Below are 19762 nucleotides of genomic sequence, written 5' to 3' on the forward strand. Positions count from 1 at the left end.
AACTGCGGCCCAGTTTCGGATCAATAGGCGCTGAGACCCGTCCCCTTGTATACCTTGTCGAACTCGGCCTTGACGGTGTCGTTCTGGTAGGAAGATACCAGCGTCTTGACCCAGTCCGCATCCTTGTTCTCTTCCTTGACGGCGATGAAGTTGCGGTACGGGTTGTCGGCGATCGGCTCCTGCGCAATGCGCTCGGCCGGAGAAAGTCCGCTCTTCAGCGCCCAGTCGGTGTTGACGACGCCGGCATCCAGATCGTCGATCGAACGGCCGACGATGCCGGCATCGAGCTCCTTGATCTCGATCTTCTTCGGATTGTCGCTGACGTCGGCAACGGTCGCAAGAATGCCGGTGCCATCCTTCAGCTTGATCAGGCCTTCATTCTGGAGAACCCGCAGTGCCCGACCTTCGTTCGAGGGGTCGTTCGGTACGCCGATGACGGCGCCTTCGGGAATCTCGGCGACGGCCTTGTGCTTCTTGCTATAGAGGCCGATCGGCCAGACGCCGGTGTAGCCGACGGGGACGATGTGATAGCCGTGCTGCTGGATCTGATTGTCGAGATAGGGCTGGTGCTGGAAGGCATTCGCGTCGATTTCGCCGCGCTCCAGCGCTTCGTTCGGCTGCGTGTAATCGTTGAAGATGACGGTTTCGATCGTCAGGCCGTTCTTGGCCGCCTCGCTGGTCACCACCCTCCATACATCCTCATCCTCGCCGGCCATGATGCCGACCTTGATCGACTTGTCCTCCGCAAAGGAAGGTGCCGGTGCTGCGAAGGCAAAAAGCGCTGCCGCGGAAACAGCGACGGCCGCAAGAGCCGCGCGGCGCGAAAGGTGGAAGCGGTGAAGATTTTTGTTCTTGGTCATTTTATGTCCCGTCTGACTGGATGAGGCCGAACGCCTCGAGCAGGCCAATCATGGCAAATGGCTGGATCACGAGCGAAGCAAGAATGTCTGATGTAGGGGAAAGGCCGGAAAAACTCTTGCCCCGCCATCAATGCCGGCAGGATAAATTTCCATCAAATTTATGGATTAATTGCGGCTTTTGAGCATGTTCTAAAAAAGGAAACCGTCGCCTTAGGCCGCCGTTTCCTATGACGGCGGCCTAAGGCCGACGGAAATTCTCCGACCGGACGAGACACCGCACTCGTGACGGATGGTCTCAGGCCGGTTTGTGCTTCGGAATACGGGGCAGCAAGATCGTCAGCAGGCCGAGCAGCGGCAGGTAGGAGCAAATGCGGTAGACGAAGGCGATGCCGTGAGTGTCGGCGAAATCGCCGAGCAGCGCAGCCCCTAGCCCCCCTGCCCCGAATGCGAAGCCGAAAAAGACACCGGCAATCAGCCCGACGCGACCGGGCACCAGTTCCTGCGCGAAGACGACGATCGCGGAAAAGGCCGACGCGAAGACCAGGCCGATGACGATGCTGAGCACGCATGTCCAGAAAAGATCGGCATAGGGCAGCAGCAACGCGAAGGGGATGACGCCGAGAACCGAAAACCAGATGACGAAACGGGCACCGAAACGATCGCCGATCGGTCCGCCGAGGAAAGTGCCGACGGCGACCGAGCCGAGGAACAGAAACAGCATCAATTGCGCCTGCTGCACGCTGAGTTCGAACCTGTCGATGACATAGAAGGTGAAGTAGCTCGACACGCTCGCCATGTAGACATTCTTCGTCGCCGTCAGCAGCACCAGGATCAGCAGCACCCAGATGACCCGGTTCTGCGGCAGCGGCAGAGTTCGGCTGACGGCCGGTTTGCTGGCGTTTTGACGCCTGTGGCTCATATACCAGCTGCCCACCCAGCTCAGCACGACCATGCCGATCATGGCGATGGCGGCAAACCAGGAGACGCTGTGTTGCCCGAGCGGCAGTACGATGAAGGCAGCGAGCAGCGGACCGATCGCCTGGCCGGCATTGCCGCCGACCTGAAAAAAGGACTGCGCGAAACCGTGACGGCCGCCGGAAGCAAGACGGGCAACACGCGAGGATTCCGGATGGAAGACCGCCGAGCCAAAGCCGATCAGGCTTGCCGCGACCAGCAGCAGCGCGAAACTGCCGGCATTGCCGAGCAGAATGAGACCGCAAAAGGTACTCGCCATGCCGACCGGCAGCGAATAGGGCATCGGCCAGCGATCGGTGACGATGCCGACGGCCGGCTGCAGCAGAGACGCCGTGACCTGGAACGTCATGGTCAGCAGGCCGATCTGGACAAAATCGAGATCGTAGATTGTCTTGAACAGTGGATAGAGAGAGGCGAGCAGCGACTGCATGATGTCGTTCAGCATATGGCAGAAGCTGACAGCCATCAGAATGGACATCGTTGTCTTCTCGAAACGGGGCGCGCGCTCGACAACGGTTGCCATCAATATCCCTCCTGAACAGGCACGATCAGTGCCGCGGCGTTTTCGATGGATTTTGGGCGATCGGGGCCGGCGAGACTATCGAGCGACGGTCGCTGAAAGATATTTACCGCAGGCCGGGCAATTATCACCAGCCCGGTTTGGCCTGGATCGGTACGACTTTTGTTTGATTTGCCCATCCCCGACCGGCTCTTGCGTCGCTGGCCGTGTGTGGATGGGGGTTTTCATATCACAGTCAGCCGCGATCACCGCATGTATGCTATACTATATGAAAACAACCGTGGAAAACTGCTTACGGGGGTACTACAGCTGCGCCGATTGAAATCCGATCGAGGCTGAAAACACGCGATGAATGTCAAGACACCGAATGCCATAGACAGCTATGTCGGAGCGCGCATCAGAACACGCCGGCAGCTGCTTGGAATGAGCCAGGAGCGGCTTGCCGAGCAGATCGGCGTGACTTTTCAGCAGGTTCAGAAATACGAGAAAGGCATCAACCGCATTGGTGCGAGCCGTTTGCAGCGCATCGCCGAAGTGCTTCACACATCACCGAGCTTCTTCTTCGAGCAGAACGAATCCCAGCCATTGAGCCTGCAAGGATTGGCTCTGCCGGACAATGCCGACCCCGTCGCTGAATTCCTGCGGACGAAGGAGGGATTGGTGCTTAACCGCGCCTTTCTGAAGATTGCCGATCCCGATATTCGTGAAACGATCATCGCATTGGTGAAAGCGATGGCGCAGGCGGAAAGCGGTCCGGATTTGTCTTCGATAGCGAATATCACCCGTCCGCCCCTGGAGTAGCTGGCCAGGCGGGCAATTCTCCTGGAGCTCAGGCTCGAATGATCTGGCAAGTTACGGCTGATCGACCAGACCCGGGGCTTGCCGCCGCGCCGCGCTCAATGCACGCCCGACACTACGATTCGGATTATACTGCAATTGTTTCCAGCCGGTCTCGTCCGATTCGGCCTGTGAATGTGCGATTGCCGGACGGCCGGCGACACGCGCGGCCTGCGCAAGCATTCATCGCGCTGAAGGCGGAGAAGGCATCTGCCTTTGGCGCCTACATCGCCAGCAATCTGGATCGTCTCTACGAGGCGTTCGAGAAGACACAGGATTTGACGAAGAACGGAGATCAATAAGCAAAAGAAAAGGCCCCCGAACGTTGCCGTCGCGGAAGCCCTCTCTGATCTAGACACCCAGAGAATCACATTTCCGCGAATCATAGTCAAGAGTCTCTGGCACCGAATTTGGTGAGCCGTGATCTTTTGCCTTGAAGAAGGCGAAGAAAATGGAAAGCGGAAGTGTAACCGGCAGCACCGCTTCGCCACGGCGAAGCGACAAGTGCGTCCGGCGATTTCCAAGTCTTGCAGATTTGCCAGGCAAATCTGCGGGAGGGTTGGCTGAAACGGGCCGGCTGATCGACCGGCCGGCTTGGCCGTAGAGCTGGGCTACGACGCGCGCCGGCCGGTCGACCATCCGACTCCGTTTGAGCCAACAGAATGCTTCAATCTAACCCGGAAAAGCTCTAGCCTAAGAGGCCGCACCGCTTCGCCGTGGCGAGCGATAAGGGCGAGCGGGATTCTAAAGTCTTGCAGATTTGCCGGGCAAATCTGCGTCGACACCGAGAAACTGCCTGAGCTCGGCAGTCTGCGGATTGGCGAAGACATCCTCTGGCCGGCCTGCTTCATGGACACGGCCCTGATGCATGAAGACGACGCGGCTGCAGACGTCGCGGGCAAACCGCATCTCGTGCGTGACCATCAGCAGCGTCATGCCCTCGGCGGCAAGTTCGCGCACGACGGCCAGAACTTCGGCGACCAGTTCCGGATCGAGCGCCGAGGTGATCTCATCGCAAAGAAGGGCGGTCGGCTGCATGGCGAGCGCGCGGGCGATGGCGACGCGCTGCTGTTGTCCGCCCGAGAGCTCGTCCGGATAGGCGTCGAACCGGTGACCCAGCCCCACACGTTCCAGCATCCTGCGGGCGGTGGCCTCGGCTTCGGCCTTGGGTGTCTTTTTGACCACCGTCTGCGACAGCATGACATTGCCGCCGGCAGTCAGATGCGGGAAGAGATTGAATTGCTGAAAGATCATGCCGACCTTGAGGCGCAGCGCCTTCAGATGGACTTCGTCATCGATGAGTTGCGCCCCCGCCACGGAGATGGAACCGCTGGTGATGGTCTCAAGACCATTGATGCAGCGAAGCAGGGTCGATTTGCCCGAACCGCTCTTGCCGATAATGGCAATGACCTCGCCAGGCTCGACATTCAGGTTGATGCCTTTCAGTACTTCGTTGGATCCGTAGCTCTTGCGGACGTCAGTGATTTCGATCAGCGACATTGAGTTTTCTCTCCAGGATCTGGCTGCTTTTCGACAAGGGCCAGCAAAGGGCGAAATAGATGAGCGCCACGAGCCCATAGACGGCGAAAGGCTGGAAGGTGGCGTTGGTGACCACGGTGCCGGCCTTCGACAATTCGACAAAGCCGATGATCGAGGTCAGCGCCGTGCCCTTGATGATCTGAACGGAGAAACCGACGGTCGGCGGTATGGCGATCCTCAGCGCCTGCGGAAGGATGACGTAACGCATCTGCTGCAGACGCCCCATGCCGAGACTGGCGGAAGCTTCCCATTGCCCATTCGCAACCGCTTCGACGGAGCCTCGCCAGATCTCGGTGAGAAAGGCGGCGCTCCACAGGATCAGCGCCAATCCCGCAGCAAGCCAGGCCGGCACGTCTATTCCGAAGAGGCCAAGACCGAAAAAGGCGATGAAGAGCTGCATCAGCAGCGGCGTGCCCTGGAAGAGCTCGATGTAATATTTCGCAAATGCCCGGCCGGCCTTGCGCCTGCTGATGCGCAGGAACAGCAGGCCGAGGCCGACCAGACTGCCGCCGACGAACGAGACGAGCGAAAGAAGGATCGTCCAGCGGGTGGCGAGCAGCAGGTTGCGCAGGATGTCCCAAAGCGTGAACGTGATCATCGTGCTGCTCTCCTCGGGAAGATGAACCAGCCGATCAGGCCCAGCACCTGCCGGAGCAGGATCGCCAGCGCGAGATAGATTGATGTCGAGACGATGTAGGCCTCGAAGGCTCGGAAGGTTCGCGATTGGATGAAATTCGCGGCGAAGGTCAGATCCTCGGCCGCGATCTGCGATACGACCGCCGAGCCGAGCATGACGATGACCACTTGCGACGACAGCGCCGGCCAGATGCGCTGCAGCGAAGGCACGAGCACGACGTGGCGGAAAGTCTCGAAGCGCGTCATGGCGAGGCTCTCGCCCGCCTCGAACTGGCCTTTCGGCGTTGCTTGAATGCCCGCACGAATGATCTCGCAGCTATAGGCGCCGAGGTTGACGACCATCGCAAGGTTGGCGGCTGTCAATTCGGAAAGGTGGAGGCCGAGCGACGGCAGACCGAAAAAGATGAAGAAAAGCTGGATCAGGAACGGGGTGTTGCGGATCAGTTCCACATAGGCCGCAACGATCGGCTTCAGCCAGACCGGGCCGAGCGCCCGCACCCAGGCGCAGACGATGCCGAGCGAAATACCGAGCACACCGCCGATCGCGATAAGCTCCAGGGTGATCAGCACGCCCTTGATGATTTCGGGATAATATTCAAGCAGCCAGCCGAATTCGAAATGGTAGCTCAAGGAATGTCCCCTCTTGCGGTGACGGAGCGCATGTCATCCCGCGGCAGCAGAAGACATGCGCGAGACCGGGTTTCCTTAGAGATCGGACGGCAGATTGGCGCCGAGCCACTTCTGCGATATGGCGTTCAAGCTGCCATCGGCTTTGGCAGCAGTGACAATGCCGTTCACCTTCTCCAGAAGCGCTGACTGTTCCTTGTTGAGGCCGATATAGCAGGGCGAGTTCTTGATGAGGAACTTCAGCTCAGGGCGCTTGGGAGGATTTTTGGCGAGGATCGCGGCCGCCACGACGTTGCCGGTGGCAATGATGTCGACCTGGCCGGACAGGAACGCCGAGATGGTGCCATTATTGTCCTCGTAACGCTTGATCGTCGTATCGGCCGGCGCGATCTTCGTCAGCTCGAGATCCTCCACGGCGCCGCGCGTGACGCCGATGCTCTTGCCCGCGAGATCTTCCGCCTTGGCGACCGAAAGATCGGCCGGCCCGAACACGCCGTTGAAGAAGGGCGCGTAGGCGACCGAGAAATCGATCACCTTTTCGCGCTCCGGATTCTTGCCGAGGCTCGATATCACGAGATCGACCTTATTCGTCTGCAGATAGGGGACGCGGTTGGCGCTCGTGACCGGCACGAGTTCGGCTTTGACGCCCAGCTTTTCAGCAATGAGATTGGCCATGTCGATATCGTAGCCGATCGGCGCCATATCGGTGCCGACGCTGCCGAAAGGCGGGAAATCCTGCGGGACTGCGACACGCAGCGTGCCGCGCGCCGTAATATCGGCGAGAGCATCGGCCTGAGACGGCGAGTTGAAGCTGAAGGTCGCCGCCAGAGCCGCGATTGCGAAGAAGATCCGTCTTGTCAGCATATGTTCATTGCTCCTTTGATGTTGTGATTTTTGGATCTGACGGCTGGAAGGTGGAGGACGCGGTCCTTTGCGGAAGCGACAAGGAATTGCGCAGATCCGAAAGCGGATCCGGCCGCGCCGTCAGGTCGAGGCCCATTTCCACTTCGTCAAGATGTTCGACGGAGAGCTCTGCAGCTCTGACGAAATCACCTGTCTGCATCGCCTCGAAAATACGGCAGTGCCCCTCATGGGACTGGGCCGCATGAAATTCGGATTGATAGAGCATCGAAATGAGGATCGTCCTCGCGGTCAGGTCGCGCAGGATGTCGACGATGATCGTGTTCCCGCTCAATTCCGCGATGCGGATATGGAAATCGCCCATCAAATAAGTCAGCCGCTGGCGGTCGCCCGCCGCCATGGCATTCCTCTCCTCATTCAGATGGGCGTCGAGAGCCTTGCGTCCCTCCTCTGTCAGCAAGGCCATGCTGCGCAGCAATCCGGCCTCGACGACACGCCTTGCCTTATAGACGGCGATCGCATCCTCAGCGGAGGGCTCGACGACGAACCAGCCGCGCCGGGGGCTGACATGCACGATGCCGCGTGTCTCCAGACGCATCATCGCTTCACGGACGCGGGTTCGGGACACACCGAAGAGCGCCGCCAGCTGATTTTCGCCAAGACGCGTGCCCGGCCGAATCTTGGCAGAAAGGATCCCGGAGACGATCGTTGCTTCAATGGATTTCTGCGTGGTCTCGGATGTCTGGCTCTCTTGCATACAAGACAGGAAGCAAAGCCCGTGCCAAAAACCTTGCGCTCAGACTTTTCAAACCGTCCCGGATTTTTGGTGGAAAATTTGCCTGCCGGGAATGCAGACTGAATGTAAATTGTGCAGGCGGTCCCCCTCCCCCGACATTGGCCCCGTGGCCGATGCCGCCGCTCAAGACCCCGCCCGACTTGAGGCGACGCCGGCGATCTGACGGGGCGAGCCGGCCATCCCCTTTTTAGTTGAAGCTCGAGGTCTTGAGAAATTCCGCCAACCGTTCGGTCTTCGGACGCACGAACATTTCCTTCGGATCGCCCTCCTCGCAGATGACCCCCTGGTTCATGAAGATCACGCGGGACGAAACCTCGTAGGCGAAACGCATCTCATGAGTGACGAGCAGCATGGTCATGCCGTCGGCAGCAAGCCCCTTGATGACCTGCAGCACTTCGCCCACCAGTTCCGGGTCGAGCGCGGAGGTCACCTCGTCGAACAGCATCAACCGCGGCGACATGGCGATCGCGCGGGCAATTGCGACGCGCTGTTGCTGGCCGCCGGAGAGCTGACCGGGATAATGGTTGGCACGGGCGGCGAGGCCGACCCGGTCGAGCCATTTTTCAGCAATGATGCGGGCGTCGGGCTTCGTCATCTTCTTCACCTTGACGAGGCCGAGCATGACGTTTTCGGCCGCACTCATATGCGGAAAGAGATTGAACTGCTGAAAAGCCATGCCGGTCAGGGCGCGCTGGCGCGCGATCTCCTTCTCGCTCTTGCGCCGCCGGGTCGCGCCGTCGACGTGATAGCCGATCTCCTCGCCGTCGAGTCTGATCGTGCCGCCCTGGAATTCCTCGAGCATGTTGACGCAGCGCAGCAAGGTGGTCTTGCCCGAGCCGGAGGAGCCGATGATGGAGATGACCTCGCCCTCCTGCACGGCGCAATCGACGCCCTTGAGAACTTCGTGGATGCCGTAAGTCTTGCGCAGACCCTTGATGTCGAGAATGGTCTTGGCCATCGATAGGCTCCTCAGGACGGCAGGGCGGTCTTGCGCTCGACATATTTGCCGAAGTGCTCGATGCCGTAGTTGACGATGAAATAGAGACCGCCGGCCAGAAAATAGAACTGGAGGCTCATGAAATTGCGGGAAATGATCTCCTGCGTGCGCAGGAGAAGCTCCGCGACGCCGATGACGGAGAGCAGCGTCGAGGCCTTCACCATCTCGGCCGCCGTATTCACCCAGGCCGGCAGGCATTGGCGCATGGCCTGCGGCCACAGTACCGAAGTGAAAGTCTGGGTAAAGGTCAGGCCGATCGCCTTGGCGGCTTCGGTCTGACCTTTCGGGATCGCCTGAAGCGCTCCACGCACGATTTCGCCGACATGTGAAGAGCAGAAGACGGCAAGGGCGAGGACGCCGGCGGAGAACGGTCCCAGATCAAGACCGACCGCGGCCGAGACGTAATAGCTTGCCAGCACGAGCACGAGCACCGGCGTGCCGCGGATGATATCCGTATAGGCACGCACGAGGAGACGTAAGACGATGCCGCCGTAAACCAGCGCCAGGCCGACAAATACGCCGAGAACGGAGCCGGCGAGAATGGCCAGCAGCGAGATCGACACGGTCATGGCCATGCCGTTCACGATGACATAGCGGGCGATCCAGAGTTGTTCGAGAAAGGTGTGAGACATCGGATTACCTCGGCAGGGCCAGACGGCGCTCGACGAGGCGCATCAAGGCAGCGATGAGGAAACAGGTCGCAACATAAAGGGCTGATGTAACCATCCATGTTTCGATGACGCGGAAGCTCTCGACATTGATCTTGCGTGCGGCAAAGGTCAGCTCGGGCACGGCGATGGCGGCGGCGAGCGAGGTGTCCTTGAAGAGCGAGATGATCGTCGAGGAGAGCGATGGCAGCACGTTGCGCAGCATCAACGGAGCGATGATCGAGCTGCGGATCTGTATTGCCGTCAGGCCAATGGCGAGGCCGGCTTCCGTCAATCCTCTCGGGATCGACAGCAGTCCGGCGCGGAACACCTCGGCCAGATAGGCGCCGGAATAGAGGGAAAGAACCAGCACGAAGCTTTTCATCTTGTCGAGGCGCAAGCCCATCTGCGGCAGTGCGAAGAAAGCGAAAAGTACGAGGACGAGAATCGGCAGGTTGCGAATGACCGTGACATAGACCCGCGCCGGCACGAGCGCGAAGCGGCTCCTCGACGTCAGCGCAAAGGCCACGACAAGACCGATTGCGGCCCCGATCAGGATCGAGATCACGGCAAGGCCAAGGCTGAGGGCAAGTCCGCTTAAAAGAAAGTCGAAATTGCGCCAGACGGCAGCGAAATTCAGTGTGTAACCCATACGGGTCCTTTCAGACCGGAGCATGCCGCCGAATGTACGAGCGACCCGGACGACGTCATGCTCCAACCATTCGATTCAGAAGCGGATTCGGATCTCAGCCCGACCTGGACCCAAGATGATCCTGTTCCAGCGGAGCGGGAGCTCGCTCCCGCGCCCCGCATCGCGGTTACTTGAATTCGACGGGGAAGCCGATCTGCGGCGGCGCCAGATCCTTGCCGAACCAGGTCTTGAAGGATTTGGCATAGAAATCGAACTCGACACCGGTCATCGCTTCGTGAAGAGCGGTGTTGACGAAGTTCAGCCAGTCCTGATCACCTCGCTTGACGGCGCAGGCATAGGTCTGTGGGTTCCAGCCGTACCCGGCGTCCTTGTAGCGGCCCGGGTTCTGCGTCATGTACCAGGCGAGCGACGACTGGTCCGTGGCGGCGGCATCGGCGCGCCCCGACTCCAGCGCCTGATAGATCAGGTCGACGGATTCGTATTGGTCGACGGTCGCCTCCGGCAATGCGGCGTGCACCATAGCTTCGGCATAGACGTTCTGGAGAACCGATATGGTGACCGAGGAGCCGGCAGCCTTCAGCGCGGCATAATCGGCATATTTTCCATCCGCTTTGAGCATCAGGCCGACGCCCTCACGATAATAGGGAATGGTGAAAGCGACCTGCTGGGCGCGTTCGCCCGTAACGGTCATGAACTGGCAGGTGATATCGACCTTATCGGTGGTGATGTTCGGAATGCGGGCGTCCGACGACTGGTTGACAAATTCGATCTTGTCCGGATCGCCGAACAGAGCCTTGGCGACGATATGGCCCATGTCGACATCGAAGCCCTGAAGCTTGTCGTCCGCGCTCTTGAAATGCCAGGGCGCATTGGTGCTGCCCGTGCCGAGCACAAGATGGCCGCGGGCCAGCACTTCGTCGAGCTTGCTGCCGTCAGCCAGTGCAGGCGTGGAAATGAGCGCGGCGGCGGCCAGCGACATCGCGCAGGTGCGAAAGGAAATGGTCATGGCGTTCCCCTTGTGATTAGTTCCTATTATTCCAATATAATGGACGCATGTCTGTTTTACTGGAATGATGTATCAAGTGCCATTGCGGATGAATTGTCAATGGGCTGTGACGAAAAACGCGCAGTATGAAGTCGCCGCACTGCGCGCTACTCGGCAGACATCGAAGCGAGATCAGGGCTGCTGAAGTGAATATTCGACCTGCACGCTCTGGGCCGGCAGGTGGCTTTCAAGTCCGCAGAGATTGCAACCCATCATCGCAGACGGCGAAGCAGGACAACCTCTCGCCGACTTTCGGGTGCTCAAAATATCTCTGAACGACCCTGCACTCCGAGTTCAGCGAAAGCGGAGGCTGGTGAGTCTTCTTCAGCCCGCCACAAATGCAGTCGGCGCATTTCGCTGCTTTTTAGTTGCCACGGCGAGCAGCGTATCGGCGGAGAAGCCGCAATTCCGGACGCGCAACCGCGACGCACTTTTGCTGAAATTGCTCCAACACGGCAACGTAGCGCGAAAGCCTATCGTCAGCGGCGGTTGAAGCTTCTGTTCTTTGGTGAAAAGAGGCGGGGCCAGGTGAATATGGCGAAATCGAATTAATGGAACCATATGGCTCTATCAATAATACAATCAGGAATTGGAAGTCGAAATCGGCCGGTGACGGCAGTCGAGGGGCAAGCGGCAGGCACTTAATCGAGAGATTGGCGGTGTAAAGAGCGAGAGTTGCTGCGCCGCTCTTCCACTCTAAGCGGCCCCGATGCCCGCGGCGAAGATCGCGATGCAGCGGTGAAGATGGGCAAGCATCAGGCTCCGGTCGGGCCAAGCCAGCACGCGGCCTTCCGGTGGGCCCATGCCGCCAAAGATCATATCCATCAGCATGCGGGCGCCGCTCTCCGGATCATCCAGCGACAGCCTGCCCTCCGCCCGGCGATCGGTGAGCCAGTCAGCGAGATGCTGCCGGCTGGCGAGTATGCCTTCGCGCTGGAGAATGTCGATGAGCTCGGGAAATTGCGCCGCTTCCCGAAAGACGAGCTGCAGGAAACCGGCGCGTTCCGCATCCAGTTCCTCGTCCATGTCGATCATGAATATACGTTCGAGGCTCTCGGCGATCGGGATATCTTCAGCGGATCTCGGCAGGTCGAGCATCAGGCGCCGGTGTGCGCCGACCACGGCGGCAAACAGCTCTTCCTTGCTCTGAAACAGCTTGTAGAGCGTCTGCTTGGAAACACCCGCCTCCGAGGCGACGACCGCGGTCGTGCTTCCGGCATAGCCATATTTTACGAAAACGCGGCGGGCGACTTCAACGATATGCGTCCGCTTGTCTTCGTCGCTGGAGACTTTCGGCCGCCCCCGCTTTCGCGGCTCATCTACGCGCTCGTCGGCAATATCCATGACGATCACACCGCTTTGCCGAAGCGCATGCCACCGATCCTGAAAAGCAGCCTGCTATATCTGAGGGATGATTTTTCCGGTTGCGGCATCAGCAATTCGATTCAGAGAACTAAATAATTCTGCAATGCGATGCGCCCCCACCCTCTAGCGATATAGCGCTTTTGTCGACCCTTCTGCCGCCGCGTCAGTCTCTTCCTACCTAAAGCAAGAGCCCGACATCCGCATCCCAGAACATCCTCTCCTGTAGTCTGATTTAAAAAAAAATCAACTGCGACCGGCCGGCTCGACCGAGACACGTCCGCTGGCGCGGGACCGTTTCGGCCAGTGGGGCTTCGCCAGCAGCTGCTTTTCCGCCACAGCCATTAAATGTAAATAGCAGATGATGGCTGACTAAACGGCTATATGACGATCACCCCAATTTTGGACGGTTACTCGACTCCGGACAGTTAGTCGACTTCGCATTCGGGTAAGAAGTTAACCATATTTCAGCGTTCTTGAGAAATAATGGCATACGTAGATCAGGCATCTCGAAGAAGAGAAGCCCAAAGTTATTTGGAGAGAGTCTTGGCATTTACCATTGCGCGCAGCCTGGTGGCGTTTGGCATCGCCGTTTCAGCCGGTCTTTTCATGTCGATTGGATTGCAGCAATCGGCGCTTGAAAGGCTGAAAGTCAATGGCCCGGTTTACGAGCAGGTGGTCTATGGCAAGGATCTCATCGCCGATATATTGCCGCCGCCTCTCTTTGTGGTCGAATCCTACATGCTGTCCTTCGAGGCGAGCAAATTCCCCGAACTCACCGAAACCAATCTGGGGAAGATCGCCAATCTGAAAGCCGCTTACGACGACCGTCGCGCCTATTGGAAAACCACCCGGTTGCCGCAGTCTTTGAAGGATGAGCTCGAAAGCGATGTGCTCGCCAAGGGCGATGTATTCTGGCAGGTGATGAACCGCGAAATCATCCCCGCCTTGAACGCCAAGGACGAAAGTAAAGCACATGGCGCGATCGAGCAGTTGCGCGTCGCCTTCCATGCGCATCAGGATGCTGTAGAGAAGCTCGTCGCCAATTCCGACGCTTTCCTGAAAGACGAAGAGAGCAATGCCGCTTCGGAAATCGTAACCTGGACAATCTATGCGGGCGCCGCGGGCTTCGGCTCCTTCGCCCTGTTGCTGGTCGGGCTCTATTTTCTGCGCCGTCGAGCCATTGTGCCACTGGATGGCATGAAGGCCTATATGGGCAGCCTCGCCGAAGGCGATTTTTCGACCGAGGTTCCCTATTCCGACCGCTCCGACGAGATCGGCGCCATGTCCAAGGCTGTGGCGGTGTTCCGCCGCAATGCGCTGGAACGACAAGATGCCCAGAAGTGCGAGACGGCGCTTCGCGATCAGGAATTCCAGCGGGAACGCAGCCAGATGGCTGAAAAGGCCGCCGAGGACCAACGACGCGAAACGGTGATCGAGGAACTGACCTACGGCCTGGACCAGCTCTCGCTCGGCAATCTCGATTGCCGCATCACCGCAGCCTTCGCACCGGCCTACGAAACGTTGCGTGCCAAGTTCAACGACAGCCTGGATGCGCTTTGCGTTTCGATGGCGGAGGTCGCCCAGACCTCCAGGCAGGTCGGCAGCTCTTCCGCCGGCATCACAAATGCCGCCGACAGCCTCGCATTGCGTACCGAACAGCAGGCAGCGATGCTCGAAGAGGCTACGAGCGCGCTCGGCGAAATGAACGCCAAGGCCAAGGATGCTTCGAACCATGCCGGCAAGGCGACCGGCATGATGGCCGAGACGCGCAACAGCGCCGAACATTCGGCGGCCATCGTTCGCGATGCGATTGCCGCCATGGAACGGATCGAAGGTTCATCCGCCCAGATCGGCGAGATCGTCAACGTCATCGACGAGATCGCCTTCCAGACCAACCTTCTGGCGCTCAACGCCGGTGTGGAAGCCGCCCGCGCCGGCGAAGCGGGCAAAGGCTTCGCCGTTGTAGCGCAGGAAGTGCGTGAGCTCGCCCTCCGTTCGGCCAATGCCGCCAAGGAGATCAGATCTCTGATTTCCACGTCATCGTCTCAGGTTTCCACCGGCGTGGAGCTCGTCAACCGCACCGGCAAGGCGCTTATGGAAATCGAAGGCCAGGTCGAGCAGGTCGCCGGCCTGATCGCCCGCATCGTTTCGGTTTCCTCCGAGCAGGCGGTGGCGATCGGGCAAATCAATGCTTCCGTCAACGCGCTCGATGAGGTCACGCAGCGCAACGCCGCCATGGCCGCGGAAACGGTCTCAGCCTGCCGTGCGCTCGGCGGCCAGACGCAGACGCTGGAAGGGATTGTCGGTCGCTTCCAGACCGATGCGGCAGCTGCCGGGTCAAGAGCGCGGAAGGCAGCTTGATGTTGATTGGACGGTGACGTTCATCACGCGCCAGTCGTCGTCAGTTCGTCACGATCGCCACGACCCCAACGCAATCGCCTGATTTGACCAGCCCCGGGAAATGCCGCGCGCAGAGAATACCGTCCATGGCGGCACGGATCTCGCGCGGCGCCTCACCCGTCCTGCCCGTCGGGTAGATGCGAGCGATGACGGCATCCTTGGCGACCGCTTCACCGAGGTCGACCGCGGGTTCGATCAATCCGCCTTCTTCTGCGAAGGAGAAGCAGCGGCCATCCGGCATATCCAGCCACGTTGTCGGGCCCGTATGCACGGAGCCCGAGACGATACCGGCATGTCGCAGCACGTTCATGGTACCGCGTTTGGCGATCGCCGCTGTTCTGGCCGTGGAGGTACCTCCACCGCCGAGCTCGGTGGTGATGAAGATCTTGCCCATGTCTTCGGCCGCCGTGTCGTACATGCCGACCGCATCGATCTCCAGCATCTTCATCGAATAGGGTGCGGCAAAGGCTGTCACGAAATCGAACGCCTGCGCCTCCTGTTGTTTGTTCGGCAGGATGTGCGCTGCGCAGAACGGCAGAAAATCGAGCGTCTTGCCGCCGGAGTGGAAGTCGAGCACGAGATCCGCCATCGGCAGAAGCACACGCTGGAAATAATCGGCGATCCTTTCGGTCACCGTGCCGTCCGGACGACCCGGGAAGCTGCGGTTCATGTTGCCTCTGTCGATCGGCGATGTCCGGGTTCCTGCAAGGAATGCCGGGTAATTCATTGCCGGCACGATGATGACAGCGCCGCTCACCTCCTCTGCCTGCAGCGAGCGGGCGAGATCAAACAGCGCAATCGGTCCCTCGTACTCGTCGCCATGATTGCCGCCGGTCAGGAGCGCCGTCGGTCCCTTGCCGTTCCTGACGACCGTTATGGGAACCATCACCGAGCCCCAAGCGGAATCGTCGCGGCTGTGGGGCAGCCTGAGGAACCCGTGCTGGACGCCCTCGGCGGCGAAATCCACCGTCTCGCTGATCGGCGACGGCCGCAAGCGTGTCTCTGTCATGACAGCCTCAATCCTTGACCATCAGCTTGCGCGGCACGTTGGCGAGGCACTCGACACCGCTTTCGGTGATGAGAATGCTCTCCGTCGTCTCGAACCCCATATCGTCAAGCCAGAGGCCAGTCATGAAATGGAAGGTCATGCCGGGCTTCAGCTCCGTCCGGTCGCCGGGCCGCAGGCTCATGGTGCGCTCGCCCCAGTCCGGCGGATAGGAAAGCCCGATCGGATAACCCGTGCGGTTGTCCTTGACGATCCCGTATTTCTTCAGCACCGCGAAGAAGGCATTGGCGATATCCTCGCAGCTATTGCCGGGTCTGGCGACCGCAAGACCGGCTTCCATGCCTTCCAACGTCGCCTTTTCGGCGTCGAGAAAGGCCTGCGTCGGCTTGCCGAGGAAGACGGTGCGCGACAGCGGCAGATGATAGCGGTTGTAGCAGCCGGCGATCTCAAAGAAGGTGCCCTCCCCCTTCCTCAACGGCCGGTCGTCCCAGGTCAGATGCGGTGCGGATGCTTCGACGCCGGACGGCAGCAGCGGCACGATGGCCGGATAGTCGCCGCCGATGCCGTCGACGCCGCGGGTGCCGGCGTCATAGATTTCCGCTACCAGATCGCACTTGCGCATGCCGACCTCGATCTTGTCGAAGATGCGGGCGTGCATGGCTTCCACAATCCGGGCGGCATTGCGCATGTACTTGATTTCGGTCTCGCTCTTGACCGCGCGCTGCCAGTTGACCAGCGCGGTCGCGTCGACGAAGCGCGCATTCGGCAGATGCCTCTGCAGCGCAGCGAAGGCGGCGGCGGAAAACCAGTAATTGTCCATCTCGACGCCGATCGTCAGCTTGGCGAAGCCGCGCTCCGTCAGGATGCCGGAGAGGTAATCCATTGGATGACGCTCGGTGGACTGCACGTAGTGATCGGGATAGCCGACGATATTGTCGTGCTTGACGTAGGCGGTGAGCTTGGCGCCATTGGCGTCCTGGCCGCGGCCGAACCAGATCGGCTCGCCCTGCGGCGGCACGATCACCGCCTGATGCACGTAGAAGGACCAACCGTCATAGCCGGTCAGCCAGGCCATGTTCGAGGGATCGCTGACAATAAGCAGGTCCACACCCTTCGCTTCCATGGCACGTCGTGTTTTTTCCAGCCGCGCGGCATATTCGCCGAGCGAAAACTTCAGATTGGGCTGGGTCATGTTTCTTCCCTTCTTTTCCGGCGCCGCGCCGGTCAGCTTTCGAACGTGGTTCCTGCCTTCATCGCGCCGGCGCGGGCGAAGGCGAGAGTGGCGATAGCGGTGTCCTGGATGCCGGTGCCGGTGAGGTCGGCAATGGTGATCTGCTCGCTGCTCGTTCTGCCCGGCATCCGGCCGGAAACGATCCGGCCGAGCTCGGCGAAATCGGCATCGGCCGCGACCAGACCGGCTTCGATTGCGTGATGCAGCTCGCCGAGGCGGCGCGTCTGTTTCAGACTGTCGGCGACATAAAGGCCGCCCCGAGCGATGGCCACGGGATCGATTTCGTTCTTGTGCTCCGCATCCGATCCCATGGCTGTCACATGCTGCCCGGGTTCGAGCCACCCGGCTTCGACGATCGGTTTTTCCGCAGGCGTGGTGGTCACGATAATGTCGGCACCGGAGATTGCCTCTCTCGGATCCGACGCAGCGATGACGGGAAATCCGAGTTCTCCGCGCAATTCGGCCGCTGCCTTCTGCGCCTTGGCGGCATCACGGGCCCAGATCCTGGCCTCGGCGATAGGTCGCACCAGCGTCAGTGCTTCGAGCTGCAGCCGAGCCTGCATTCCGGCGCCGAAAATTGCGGCCACGCTGGAGTCTTGCCGTGACAGGTATTTCGCAGCGACGGCGCCGGCTGCCGCGGTGCGCACATCCGTGAGATAGCCATTGTCCAGAAGCAGCGCCTGTACCAGACCTGTCCGGCTGGACAGCAGCACCATCATGCCATTGGTGCTCGGCAGGCCGATCTTTGGATTGTCGAAGAAACCGGGGCTGATCTTGATGGCGAAACCTTCAATGCCCGGAACGTAGGCGGTCTTCACATCGACCTCACCCCGATATTCCGGAATGTCGAGCCGCAGAATCGGCGGCATGGCGACCGCCTTCGTTGCAAGCGCCGCGAAAGCCTGCTCGATGCAGGCGACCGCATCGCGATCGAGCACCACGATCTTGCGCAATTCCGCTTCCGTCAAAATGATCATGCGGTTCATGGGCCATCCTCCGTGAATGCCGTACCCTCTCCGTTGATCACCCGGCGGTGCTGTTCCATGTCGACATTCCGCCCCGAAAGGATCGCAACGACCGGGCCGCCGGAGCTGATCTTGCCCGCCAGCAGCGCTGCTATTCCGACCGCTCCCGCGCCCTCGACGATCTCACGCTCACAGGCATAGGCATGACGCATGCCTGCGGCGATCTCCGCCTCCGTCAGCAGGACGACCTCGTCGAGAAGCGCCTGGCACATGGTGAAAGTCACGCGATTGTCGAGGCCGATGCCACCGCCGAGCGAATCCGCAAGGCTTCTCACTTCCTCGACCTGCACCGGCCGTCCGGCATCGAGGCTCGCTTTCATCGCGGCGCCGCGTTCCATCGTCAGGCCGATCACTCTCGTTTTCGGATTGACGCCCTTGATCGCAGCGGCAACGCCCGCAGCAAGGCCGCCACCCGAGAGCGGCACCAGAACCGTCGCTGTCTCCGGCAATGCATCGACGATCTCGAGCCCCAGCGTCCCCTGCCCGGCCACGACAGCCGGATGGTCAAAAGGCGGGACCATCACCAACCCTTGCTCTCGCACCAGCCGGTCCACCTCCTCCTGCGCCTCGTCCTGTGATCGACCGACGATGCGCACATCGGCGCCGAGACGGCGGATTTCTGAAACCTTGTTCGCCGGCACCAGCCGCGACATGCAGATCGTCGCGGCCATGCCTTGTGCCTTCGCCGCATGGGCAAGCGCCCGGCCGTGATTTCCCGTCGAGGCGGCGACGACGCCGCGCACGCGTTCCGCCGGCGACAACGACGCTGCTGCATTGGTCGCCCCGCGAAGTTTGAAGCTGCCCGTCGTCTGACGATGTTCGAGCTTCAGCCAGACCGGAACGCCCGCGATCTCGCCGAGCGATGCCGACGAAACGATCGGCGTTTCCACAACACGGCCGGCGATCCGGTGCGCCGCCGCACGGATATCCTCCAAGGAAACTGGCAAGGGGCCCCTCATGCGCTCAGCCTTCCCCATAGGGCCTGGTCATCAGTTGACCGAGCTCGGGCCGCGGCTGATCGTCGCCGCAAAGCCGCAGGCAGGCCCAGGCGGTGGCGAGATTGCTGGTCACCACCGGCTTGCCCGTCTCGGCTTCGATGCGGGGGGCGACCTGTGCGGCGCGCACGGCGGTGCAGGAAATGAACAGTGCATCGGATTGCGGCGCCAGCGCCTGGCGGGCAAAGGCGGCTATTTCATCCGGCGTAATCCGTGCCATCTCGCGGTCGTCGCTCAGACCGAGGCAGGTAAAGCGGTCGATCGCAAAACCAAGACGGGTGAAATAATCCGCCATCGGCCGGCTGGTTTCGATCGTATAGGGTGTCAGCACGGAAATCCGCCTAGCGCCTAGCGCCTTCAGGGCTTCTACAGCAGCCGCCGTTGGCGTCACCACTGAAACGCCCGGCTTGGCCGCATGGATCGCTTCCTCGATCTTGCGGTCGCCGATCACGACCGAGGCGGCGGTGCAGGAATACATGACGGCATCCAGCGTCTCACCCGGCAGAATGAGCCCTGCGCCTTGGGTCAGCGACGGCTGCATCTTCAGGAGATTTTCCGCCGTCACGGGATTGGCGTAGTGAATGCGGCTGACATAGACGCCGATACGGTCGCTGGCGACCATACGTCGGAAGTCGGCTTCCGTCGTGTGGTCGGTCGCCAGAATGACGAGGCCGATGCGTTTTTCCAGCGGCCGGTCGTCCAGCCGTGGCAGTCGGCCGGCGGGAATGATCTCGATCGATTTCGTCAT

The 19762-nt window shown here is 60.5% G+C and carries 19 protein-coding genes and 1 pseudogene; 3 read left to right on the forward strand and 17 right to left on the reverse strand.

The genetic code is table 11. The annotated features are described in order from the left end of the window. Positions 1-20: 20 nt before the first annotated feature. Together AMK00_RS28315 and AMK00_RS28320 are read right to left on the reverse strand one after the other, a co-directional pair. A complete protein-coding gene (locus AMK00_RS28315; RefSeq protein WP_064812517.1) occupies positions 21-860 on the reverse strand; it encodes a MetQ/NlpA family lipoprotein in 840 nt (279 codons plus the stop codon). A 295-nt stretch (positions 861-1155) separates the two neighbouring features. Next, entirely contained in the window at positions 1156-2358 is a 1203-nt protein-coding gene (locus AMK00_RS28320; protein ID WP_064812518.1) for an MFS transporter, read from the reverse strand. Between the two features lie 345 nt (positions 2359-2703). Between AMK00_RS28320 and AMK00_RS28325 the strand changes: the two genes are divergently transcribed. Both AMK00_RS28325 and AMK00_RS33655 read left to right on the forward strand, forming a co-directional pair. After that, positions 2704-3156 carry a helix-turn-helix domain-containing protein gene (locus tag AMK00_RS28325; protein WP_064812519.1) on the forward strand — a complete coding sequence of 151 codons (453 nt, stop codon included), beginning with the start codon at positions 2704-2706 and terminating at the stop codon, positions 3154-3156. Between the two features lie 212 nt (positions 3157-3368). Further along, positions 3369-3494, forward strand: a pseudogene (locus AMK00_RS33655) (plasmid partitioning protein RepB); the annotation flags it as partial. Between the two features lie 442 nt (positions 3495-3936). On the opposite strand, the gene AMK00_RS28330 reads toward AMK00_RS33655, so the two are convergent. The 10 genes from AMK00_RS28330 to AMK00_RS28375 all read right to left on the reverse strand — a co-directional run bounded on the left by AMK00_RS28330 (position 3937) and on the right by AMK00_RS28375 (position 12336). After that, positions 3937-4692: an amino acid ABC transporter ATP-binding protein gene (locus tag AMK00_RS28330; RefSeq protein ID WP_064812520.1), complete on the reverse strand. Its 756-nt coding sequence runs from the start codon at positions 4690-4692 to the stop codon at positions 3937-3939. After that, the gene (locus AMK00_RS28335) at positions 4670-5329 is read right to left on the reverse strand and encodes an amino acid ABC transporter permease (protein WP_064812521.1); all 660 of its coding nucleotides are present in this window, start codon (positions 5327-5329) and stop codon (positions 4670-4672) included. Before AMK00_RS28335 ends, AMK00_RS28330 begins: the two co-directional genes overlap by 23 nt. Next, entirely contained in the window at positions 5326-5997 is a 672-nt protein-coding gene (locus AMK00_RS28340) for an amino acid ABC transporter permease (RefSeq protein ID WP_064812522.1), read from the reverse strand. Before AMK00_RS28340 ends, AMK00_RS28335 begins: the two co-directional genes overlap by 4 nt. A 75-nt stretch (positions 5998-6072) precedes the next feature. Then, on the reverse strand, positions 6073-6858 hold the full coding sequence (locus tag AMK00_RS28345; RefSeq protein WP_064812523.1) for a transporter substrate-binding domain-containing protein: 786 nt from the start codon (positions 6856-6858) through the stop codon (positions 6073-6075). Between the two features lie 4 nt (positions 6859-6862). Further along, positions 6863-7612 carry a GntR family transcriptional regulator gene (locus AMK00_RS28350; protein WP_064812524.1) on the reverse strand — a complete coding sequence of 250 codons (750 nt, stop codon included), beginning with the start codon at positions 7610-7612 and terminating at the stop codon, positions 6863-6865. 226 nt (positions 7613-7838) lie between these two features. Further along, complete coding sequence (locus tag AMK00_RS28355) at positions 7839-8609, reverse strand: amino acid ABC transporter ATP-binding protein (protein ID WP_064812525.1); 771 nt, start codon at positions 8607-8609, stop codon at positions 7839-7841. 11 nt (positions 8610-8620) lie between these two features. Continuing rightward, on the reverse strand, positions 8621-9280 hold the full coding sequence (locus AMK00_RS28360; RefSeq protein ID WP_064812526.1) for an amino acid ABC transporter permease: 660 nt from the start codon (positions 9278-9280) through the stop codon (positions 8621-8623). 4 nt (positions 9281-9284) lie between these two features. Continuing rightward, positions 9285-9947 carry an amino acid ABC transporter permease gene (locus AMK00_RS28365; RefSeq protein WP_064812527.1) on the reverse strand — a complete coding sequence of 221 codons (663 nt, stop codon included), beginning with the start codon at positions 9945-9947 and terminating at the stop codon, positions 9285-9287. Between the two features lie 166 nt (positions 9948-10113). Beyond that, complete coding sequence (locus tag AMK00_RS28370; RefSeq protein WP_064812528.1) at positions 10114-10953, reverse strand: transporter substrate-binding domain-containing protein; 840 nt, start codon at positions 10951-10953, stop codon at positions 10114-10116. A gap of 735 nt (positions 10954-11688) precedes the next feature. After that, positions 11689-12336 carry a TetR/AcrR family transcriptional regulator gene (locus AMK00_RS28375; RefSeq protein ID WP_064813181.1) on the reverse strand — a complete coding sequence of 216 codons (648 nt, stop codon included), beginning with the start codon at positions 12334-12336 and terminating at the stop codon, positions 11689-11691. 564 nt (positions 12337-12900) lie between these two features. On the opposite strand from AMK00_RS28375, the gene AMK00_RS28380 reads away from it, so the two are divergent. Next, the gene (locus tag AMK00_RS28380; protein ID WP_064812529.1) at positions 12901-14718 is read left to right on the forward strand and encodes a methyl-accepting chemotaxis protein; all 1818 of its coding nucleotides are present in this window, start codon (positions 12901-12903) and stop codon (positions 14716-14718) included. Between the two features lie 40 nt (positions 14719-14758). On the opposite strand, the gene doeB is transcribed toward AMK00_RS28380, so the two are convergent. The 5 genes from doeB to eutA are packed head-to-tail and all read right to left on the reverse strand — an operon-like array spanning position 14759 to position 19762. Further along, entirely contained in the window at positions 14759-15766 is a 1008-nt protein-coding gene (gene doeB, locus AMK00_RS28385) for a N(2)-acetyl-L-2,4-diaminobutanoate deacetylase DoeB (RefSeq protein ID WP_064812530.1), read from the reverse strand. 7 nt (positions 15767-15773) lie between these two features. Beyond that, positions 15774-16955 (reverse strand): ectoine hydrolase DoeA, encoded by a 1182-nt coding sequence (doeA, locus tag AMK00_RS28390; RefSeq protein WP_064812531.1) that lies wholly within the window; start codon positions 16953-16955, stop codon positions 15774-15776. 32 nt (positions 16956-16987) lie between these two features. Continuing rightward, positions 16988-17980 carry an ectoine utilization protein EutC gene (gene eutC, locus AMK00_RS28395; protein ID WP_064812532.1) on the reverse strand — a complete coding sequence of 331 codons (993 nt, stop codon included), beginning with the start codon at positions 17978-17980 and terminating at the stop codon, positions 16988-16990. After that, complete coding sequence (gene eutB, locus AMK00_RS28400; protein WP_064812533.1) at positions 17977-18978, reverse strand: hydroxyectoine utilization dehydratase EutB; 1002 nt, start codon at positions 18976-18978, stop codon at positions 17977-17979. The genes eutC and eutB overlap by 4 nt, the downstream gene beginning before the upstream one ends. A 4-nt stretch (positions 18979-18982) precedes the next feature. Next, the gene (eutA, locus tag AMK00_RS28405; RefSeq protein WP_064812534.1) at positions 18983-19762 is read right to left on the reverse strand and encodes an ectoine utilization protein EutA; all 780 of its coding nucleotides are present in this window, start codon (positions 19760-19762) and stop codon (positions 18983-18985) included.

The sequence above is a fragment of the Rhizobium sp. N621 genome, assembly GCF_001664325.1.
Lineage (GTDB): Bacteria > Pseudomonadota > Alphaproteobacteria > Rhizobiales > Rhizobiaceae > Rhizobium > Rhizobium esperanzae.